Origin of the sequence: Dokdonella sp. (assembly GCF_051958935.1) — a bacterium.
Lineage (GTDB): Bacteria > Pseudomonadota > Gammaproteobacteria > Xanthomonadales > Rhodanobacteraceae > Dokdonella_A.
Genome location: NZ_JBQCFP010000141.1, coordinates 21,385 through 29,697 on the forward strand (window position 1 = coordinate 21,385; position 8,313 = coordinate 29,697).

7 protein-coding genes are annotated in these 8,313 nt (G+C 65.8%); all 7 read right to left on the reverse strand.

Annotated features, from left to right (window positions below):
• Positions 1–233: 233 nt before the first annotated feature.
• Positions 234–1,391, reverse strand: a complete 1,158-nt coding sequence (locus tag ACTHK2_RS14030) for an EAL domain-containing protein (RefSeq protein WP_440246340.1) — start codon at positions 1,389–1,391, stop codon at positions 234–236.
• 115 nt (positions 1,392–1,506) lie between these two features.
• Positions 1,507–3,735, reverse strand: coding sequence for a hypothetical protein (locus ACTHK2_RS14035; RefSeq protein WP_440246341.1), 2,229 nt, complete (start codon positions 3,733–3,735; stop codon positions 1,507–1,509).
• A gap of 80 nt (positions 3,736–3,815) precedes the next feature.
• Complete coding sequence (gene pilQ / locus ACTHK2_RS14040) at positions 3,816–6,008, reverse strand: type IV pilus secretin PilQ (RefSeq protein WP_440246342.1); 2,193 nt, start codon at positions 6,006–6,008, stop codon at positions 3,816–3,818.
• A gap of 104 nt (positions 6,009–6,112) precedes the next feature.
• On the reverse strand, positions 6,113–6,643 hold the full coding sequence (locus ACTHK2_RS14045; protein WP_440246343.1) for a pilus assembly protein PilP: 531 nt from the start codon (positions 6,641–6,643) through the stop codon (positions 6,113–6,115).
• Between the two features lies 1 nt (position 6,644).
• A complete protein-coding gene (locus ACTHK2_RS14050) occupies positions 6,645–7,346 on the reverse strand; it encodes a type 4a pilus biogenesis protein PilO (protein ID WP_440246344.1) in 702 nt (233 codons plus the stop codon).
• Complete coding sequence (locus ACTHK2_RS14055) at positions 7,343–8,092, reverse strand: PilN domain-containing protein (protein ID WP_440246345.1); 750 nt, start codon at positions 8,090–8,092, stop codon at positions 7,343–7,345. The genes ACTHK2_RS14050 and ACTHK2_RS14055 overlap by 4 nt, the downstream gene beginning before the upstream one ends.
• Positions 8,092–8,313 (reverse strand): pilus assembly protein PilM (gene pilM, locus ACTHK2_RS14060; protein WP_440246346.1); only part of this gene is annotated, 222 nt, incomplete at its 5' end. The genes pilM and ACTHK2_RS14055, both read right to left, overlap by 1 nt.

Here is an 8,313-nt window from a genome sequence, read left to right on the forward strand (position 1 = left end):
ACGAATAGTTTTCGCGGAGCATCACGGAACCGCTAGCGAACGGCTACGCCGGCATGCGCGGGGCATTCCGGGCGTCGGCTAGCAGGATGTTGAAAAGGCGCTATCCAGCGCTTTTCCAACTCAGCGAGTCCGGCGCATGTCCGGACTCGCTTCCGTGATTCAACGACTTGCGTCGTCGGCTCGCGAGCGATCCATCCCTGGATCGCGTCCGCAGGCTGTTGTTCAACAGGCTGCTAGTGCTGCAGCACGTCGTCGAGCGAGAGCGGCTTGCCGACCAGCCAGCCCTGCGCATACCGGCAACCGAGCCGGTGCAGGATTTCGCGTTGCTCGCGCGTCTCCACGCCCTCGGCGACGAGGTCGCAATCGAGCGCGCGCGCCATGCCGACGATGACACCGACCAGCGCGACCCCGCGCGGGCGATCGAGCGCCTTGATGAAGCTCGCGTCGAGCTTGATCTGGTCGAAGTTGAGGGTCAGCAGCGGACCGAGATTGGAGTAGCCGGTGCCGAAATCGTCGAGTGCGACGGGCATGCCCACGGAATGGCAGTGCGCGATGAGGTCGCCGATGCGCGCGTGGTCCATGACGAGGCTCTCGGTGACCTCGAGCTTGAGCTTGTCCGGCGGCAGGTCGCGCGCATGCAGCAGGTCGAGGATGCGCTGGACCAGGCCCGGATCGTCGATCTGCCGTCCCGACAGGTTCGCCGCGATGAACGGCAGCGGCTTGCGCCCGCGCCCGCGCAGTTCGACCAGCATGTCGCAGACGCGCGAGAGCACGTAATCGCCGATCGGTACGATCAGCGAGGTTTCCTCGGCGAGGCGGATGAACTCGGCCGGGGACACGGCGCCACGCTCGGGGTGCTGCCAGCGCACGAGGGCTTCGTAACCGGCGATGCGTCCGCTGACGATCTCCTCGATCGGCTGCAGGCGAACTTCGAGTTCCTTGCGCTCGAGCGCCGCGCGTAACTCGCTTTCGAGGCGGATCTTGTCGAGCGCGTAGGCGTCGTCCGGCTGCACGGACATCGCGGGTTCCGCGCCATCACCTTCGCCGGTCAGCCGAGCGAGGGCCGCGCGATAACGCGTGAGCTGGCTCATCAGCAATGCGCGCACGACGGGGTCGGCCGCCGCGAGCCGTTCGGCGAACTGCGTGCGGTCGATCGGTATCAGGCGGCAGTCGGTCACCGCGCGGGCAGTCGCCGTGCGCGTGGAGTCGTCGAGCACGGCCATTTCGCCCAGCAGCATGCCCGGGCCGAGTTCGGCGAGCACGCGCGCTTCTCCGTGCTGCCTCGTGCTGATCTCGATGCGCCCGGATTCGATCAGATAAGCGCACGTCGGCGCATCGCCTTCCGCGAAAACGAATTCGCCAGCCTTGAACAGCTCAGTGTAGGGCTGCAATGCGCGGTCCCCCCCTGGGATGCTGCGCCGCCGATTCGTCGAAGCGATGTCGGATCGTACACAAAAAAAGGGCCGCATTGCTGCGGCCCTTCGCTGGATCAGTCGTCGCTCGGCCTTACGGTCCGCACGGCGGGCTGAAATCGTCCGCGTCGGGGATCGTGACCTGGACATTGAGCGGGGCAACGCCCTCGGCGCTGAACGTGCAGGTGCCCGATGCCCCCGGAGTGCCCGAGATGTCGAACACGGCCGAACCATTGCCGCTGGTCGTTGCGGTCGACGGATTGGCGGTCACGCCGTTGCAGGCCGCGGTGATCTGCACACCGCCGGCGGGATCGCCGGTGGTCGTGAACGCCTTGATCGTGGCGCGCACGGTCGGCGTCGCGTTGGTGCAGATGCGACCGAGGCCCGCGTTGGAGAGGAAGCCAAGCTGCACGATGATGTCGACCTCGGCGGTCGCGCCACCCACGCCGAACGTGATCTTGCCCGACGGCGAATCCGCGGTGCTCACCGGCATGCCACTGGTCACGACGGTCGCGTCGGCGCAGCCGTCGGGACCGGTCGTGTTGTCGAGCGCGCCGGAGGCGCCGTTGCCGTCGATCGAACCGGTACCGCCGCTGAGGTCCATCTGGTAACCGATGCGTACGCCCTGGATCGGCGAATTGAGCGCGTCGGCGAGGCACACCGTGACGTTCGTCGTCGTGTTGCCCGGGATCGGCGACGGGAACGCGACGAGCTGCGCCGGCGCGATGCCCGGATAGAGCAGCTGGACGGCGTCGGTGACGCGGCGCGAACCGTTGGTGACGCGATCGGTGCCGTCACCCTGCGCCCACATCGCGACGATGTGGCCGAGCGTTTCGACGGTGTAGGTCAGTTCCGCGTGCGCGACGCCCACATCGTTGGTGAACGCACCGGCGGTGATGTTGCCATGGTTGCTGCGGCCGACGATGTAGTCGAGCACCGGGCCATAGTCCACGCTGCTGCCGGTCGTGTTGTTGTTGTTGAACGGCGTCGTCGTGTTGAGGCTCGTCTCGCTGTTGACGCGTCCGACCGTGAGGGCGCTCTCGAGATCCTCGTTGCCCTGCGGCGCGCCGTGCTGCGTCTTGCCGAACACGATAATCGCGTCGCCAGGGCCCGCGCCGCCGCCGGCCGTGCGGAAGTGACCGGTGGGTGCGGTGAAGCCGGTGCCGCCTTCCTGCGGATTGCCGTCGCCGCCAGCGATGAGGAAGCGGTTCGCGTTGGCGCCCGCGTCGAAGGTGCCGACCGGTTCGTCGATCGAGCCGAACCGGATCGGTGTGCCCGGCAGCACCGGGTTGCCCTGGCGGTCGGTACCGAGCGCACTCACGGTGAGGCTGTAGGTGCCATCCGGATCGAGCGGCGGGAAATCGGCCGACACGTCTCCCGATACCGTATTGGCGAGGATCGCGTTGACGTCGGGCGAAGTGATCTTGATGCTGAACAGCTTGCCGTCCGACACCACGACCGAGGTCGTGAACGAAACCGGGTCCTGGATGCCGTTGCTGACGTTGTTGTCCGCGCGGTCCGCGGTCGCCTTGATCTGCACCGGCTCCTGCGGCGTCGCATCGCCTGCCTGGAACGAGATGGTGGCCTTGCCGTTGACCGTGTGCGTCGACACCGTCGTGCCCTGCGAGGCGCCGCCGGACGAGTTCGTGCTCAGGCGCGCGTCGCCGGCATTGCCGACGATCTCGACCTGCAGGTTGTCGGCGCCGACCGGGTCCGGGACGAACTGGCCGCCGCCATCCAGGACCACCGCAGCGATGCTCGACACGTTATTGCCGCCCGAATTGGGCAGGTAGACACCGGCCGGAGTCGGGGTCAGCGACACGGTCGCCGGGTTGGTGCCGACGCCGCTCGTGACGGTGATGGTGATCGTCTTGCTGATCGTGCGGTCCGTCGTGGGATCGACCATCGATGCGGTGACGACCGCCGTACCGGCGACGGTGCCGGCGTTGACCCATGCGGTCGCGACGCCGTTGGTGCCCTTGATGGTGAACGAACCCCAGAGGTTGTCGCCATCATCGTTGTCATCGTTTACGAGGAAGGACAGGCTGGCAACGTTCACCGGGGAGATACTGACCGACAGGTCCTCGCCGATGAGCAGGGATCCGTCCGCGTTGCGGGTCGTGATCGTCAGCTCGGCCTGGTTGGGGCCATGCTGTGTCGGCAACCAGTTGCCCGTATTGGTCGGCAGCGACGTGGCCGTCGCGGTGATCGTGATCGAGCCGCTCTGCGGCGTGAACGTACCGCCGTCGCCACCGCCGCCACCGCAACTGGCCAGTGCGAGGCTGGCGAGCAACAGCCCCAGGGTCTTGCCGAAAAATTTCATATTCCTCTCCAGTCCTGCAAGTTCGTGGCAGTCAGACATGATCGGCGAAATCATCCGCCGGAATCGTTACACCTGCCGCACTATTTCAGATTGTCGCTCAGGATACGCGGCGTCACGAAGATCAGCAGTTCCGCCTTGTTGTCGTTGCGCCCCTTGTTCTTGAACAGGTTGCCGAGCACCGGGATGTCGCCGAGCATCGGCACCTTGCGCAAGGTCTCCGCCTTGCTGACCTCGTAGACGCCGCCGAGCACGACCGTCTGGCCGTTGTCGACCAGCACCTCGGTGCTGATCTCGCGCTTGTCCAGCGTCGGCACCTGGCCGCCGCCCGGGTTGTCGACATAGCCCGCGATCGCATCCTTCTTGACGTTGAGGTTGAGCACCACGCGATCGTCCGCGGTGATCGTCGGCGTCACCTTGAGCTCGAGCACGGCCTCCTTGAACTGCACGGTCGCCGTACCGCTGCCCGGGCCGCCGCCGGACGATGCCTGGTAGGTCACGTAGCCGACTTCCTGACCCTGCTTGATGTCGGCTTCGCGCTGGTTCGCGGTGATCACGCGCGGGCTCGAAATCACTTCGCTGCGGCCTTCGCTCTGCGCCGCCGACAGCTCGAGATCGAGCAGGTAATCGGCGCCGAGGATGGCGAGGCCGAAGCTGCCCGCCGGATTCGCCGCCGGCATGTTGACGTTGTAGCGGTTGCTGAGGTTGTTGCCCTGCTGGGTGACGCGACCACCGTCGAGGCCCGGCGGGAAGATCGGGTACGGATTGCCGTTCGGGCTGATGCGGCCGGCGAATGCCTGGTCGATCATGTAATCCGCGCCGGCCGAGTTGCCGCTCGTCACGGCGACGTTGCCGTTCTTGTCGACGTTCGCGCCGGTGATGCCGAACTTCACGCCGAGTTCGCGCGCGAAGCTGTCGGTCGCGATGACGATGCGCGACTCGATCAGCACCTGTTGCACCGGGCGGTCGAGCACGGCGATGAGCTGGCGGATCTCCTGGATCTTCGACGGGATGTCGCTGACCAGCAGCGTGTTGGTACGGTCGTCGTAGGTGACGCTGCCACGCGAGGACAGGAAGCCCTTCGTCGCGCCTGCCCCACTGCTCGCACCGCCGCCCGCGGACTGGCCGGACTTGGTGTCGGAGGTCAGCAGGTCGGCGATGTCCTTCGCCTTGCCGTAGCTGATCGGAATGTAATCGCTGACGAGCGACTCCTTGTCTTCCATCTTGAGGCGCGCGTCGGCGATCGCCTCTTCGCGCTCGGCGATCTCCTTCTGCGGAGCCACCCAGATCACGTTGCCGCGGCGGCGCTTGTCGAGCCCCTTCGCCTGCAACACGATGTCCAGCGCCTGGTCCCACGGCACGTTGATGAGGCGCAGCGTGACATTGCCCTGCACGCTGTCGGCGACGACGATGTTGATGTCCGACACGTCGGCGATCAGCTGCAGCACCGAACGCGTCGGGATGTCCTGGAAGTTGAACGTGACGCGGCTGCCGGAGTACTCCGGCTCGGCGTTCTTGCCCTTGAGCCTCGCATCGTCCTTCTTCGGCGCGATCTCGACCACGTACTCGTTGCCGCTCTGGTAGGCGAGCTGCTCGTACGGCTGCTTGGCGGTGATCTCCATGCGCGCGCCGTTGCCCTTGGCACGCGTGTCGATCGACTGCACGGGCGTGGCGAAGTCGAGCACGTCGAGGTGCTGCGCCTGGCTCGGCGGCAGCTTGACGTTGAGCAGGTCGAGCACGATGTTGGCGCCATCACGGCGCAGGTTAGCCGACGCGCCCGGGCCACTGAAGCTGACGATCACGCGGCCTTCGCCGTTCTTGCCGCGGCGGAAATCGATGTTGGACACCTCGACGTCCTGCGCGCCGCCGACCTGCTTGGTGGGATCCGCCTTGGCCGCGGCAGCGGCGACCGCGGAGGAACCCATCACGCCGTTGTTGATGATCAGCACGACGGTGTTGCCGTTCACGCGCGTGTCGTAGCCGGCGGCGCGGAACAGGTCGACGACGACGCGCGTGCGACCCGCGGCTTCGATGGCCGATACCGCCGTGGTCGCGCCGGCGCCGATGTCGATGCGGCGCTTGCTGAAGGCGTTGCGCGTATCGGCGAAGTCGAGCGCGATGCTCGGCGGGTTCTCCGTCGCGAATACCTGCGGTGCGATCGCCGAGCCGGCGAATTTCAGCGTGACCTCGACCTTCCCGCCCGGCATCGCGGTGTACGAGATGTCTTCGAGCACGCTCTCGGCATGCGCGGCGGCACCGAACAAGAACGCGAACAAGGCCAGGATTCCGAGCAGGCGAGACCGCACCATGCGGAAGGCGGACCTGCGCTCCGAGGTTGCAGCGAATGTCGTGGTCATGAGATTTGTCCCCAATGAATCGGTCATTGCTTGGTGTCGCCCAGGGCAATCGTTGCCTGCCGCTCCATCCAGCCGCCGGCGCCGTTCGTGACGAGTTCGACGAGGTCGATGCGATCCTCGCCGATCGAAATGATCCGGCCGTAGTTCTGGCCGAGGTAGTTGCCGACGTGGACGCGATGAACCACGCCATCCGGGTCGCGCACGAGGCCTTCCATGGATTTGGCGGTGCCCAGCGTTCCCGACATCTTCAGTCCGTCGAGCGGGAAGGATTCGAGCGGCTCGCGCGGACGATTCTGGTCCGGATGCGGGCCGCTCGCGTTGGCCGAGTCCTGTTCTTCCGCACTCAGGCCGAACGGATCACGCAGGTCCTGGTCCTTGTAGAGGAAGACTTCGAACGTCTTGATGACGGGCAGCGGCGCGAGCGGCTGGCCCTTCTTGGCTTTTTCGCGCGCGACCCACTGCTGCGGGCTCTCGCTCGGCGTACAGGCGGCGAGGACCGCCGCCATCATCAGGAAGGCGCCGCCGCGAAACGGTACTGCGATGCGCTTGTTCATCTCACTTGTCCCCGCCGCTCGCCTTCGGCGGCGCCTTGGCCGGCGCCTTCGGATTCTTCGCCTTCGCCGCTGCGTGCACGGCGGCCTGCTCCTCATCGTCGAGATAGCGATACGTCTTCACGATGCCTTCGAGCAGCAGCGGACCGCCCGGCGCCGCCTTCTGGCCCGGACCGCTCGAAGCCGGCTTGAGCGATACGTCGTGCATGGTGAGGATCACCACGCGCGGCAGCGAAGCGACGTTGCTGATGAACGTGCCGAACTGATGGTAGGTGCCGATCATCTTCAGCTGGATCGGCTTTTCGGCGTAGAAGTCCTTCATGACTTCCGCGCCCGGCTGGAACAGCTGGGTCTCGATGCCGGCACTCAGCGCGGCCTGAGTGATGTTGTTGAGCAGGTCGGGCATCTCGGTGCGGCTCGGCAGCTGCCGCAGCATCGTCTGCAGCATCTCTTCCATGTCGACGAGCTGCTTCTTGTAGGCCTCGAGATTGACGACCTTGCCCTGCTTGTCGGCGAACTCCTTCTTGAGTGAGAGTTCCTTCGCCTGTGCGCTCTTGAGCTCGTCCTGCTGCGTGCTGATCTTGAAGTACCAGCCGAGGATGAGAATCACCGCGACGATGATCGCCGCGAAGAAGAACTTGACCGACTTCGACCAGCCGCCGATGTTGTTGCGATCGAGATTGCGCAGATCGTCGAAGAAGCTCATTTCTTGTCTCCCGTTGCCGCCGCGGGAGCCGCCTTGCTGTCGCCCTGCGGCGTCGGCTTGTTCGCGAGCTGCTTCGCGGCGTCGGCGACCTGCCTGGCGGGATCGGCTTTCGCCGGTGCCGCTCCGGCCGCGGCTTCGCCCTCGGCCGCGGGCTGGACCGCTTCGCCTTCGCCGGACTCGTCCTTCTTCTCCTCCGGCTTGTGCAGCTTGACGGCGAGCGTGAACACGAACGGCATCTTCTTGTCGGCATCCTTGTTGGCCGACTTGTTCTCGATCTTGCCGAGGTCGGAACGACCCATCCACGGCGAATTGTCGATGTTGCGCATGTAGCTGGCGACGCGCGAATTCGACTCGGCCACGCCTTCCAGCGTCAGCGTGTCGCCGGCCTGCTTCATGACGTTTAGGCGCGCGCCATCCGGGATGGTCTTAACCATCTCGTCGAACAGGTGCACCATTTGCGAGCGGTTCGACTGCAGCTGCTCGATGATTTCCTTGCGCGTGAGCAGCTGCGAGCGACGCTTGTCGAGCTCCTTGATCTCCTCGATCTTCTTGTCGAGGTTCTTGATCTCTTGCTGCAGGTACGCGTTGCGCGAATTCTGGTCGTCGATGAGGTGGCCCATCCAGAGCATCGCGGCGAGGAACACGGCGACCGCGCCGGCCGCCGCAACGCCGAGCATCACGTAGAACTCGCGCTCGCGTTGCTTGCGCCGCTCGGCTCGCCAAGGCAGGAGGTTGATGTTGGCCATCAGTCGAAGCTCCTGAGCGCGAGCCCGCAGGCAATCATCAGCGCGGGGGCGTCCTGGGCGAGCGTTTGTGCCTGGACGCGACCGGACAGGGCCATGTCGGCGAGCGGATTGGCGACGATGCACGGCACGCCGAGGTGTTCCTCGACCATGTCGGCGATTCCCGGTATCGAAGCGCAGCCGCCGGCGAGCACGACCTGGTCGACGCGGCTGTATTCGCTGCC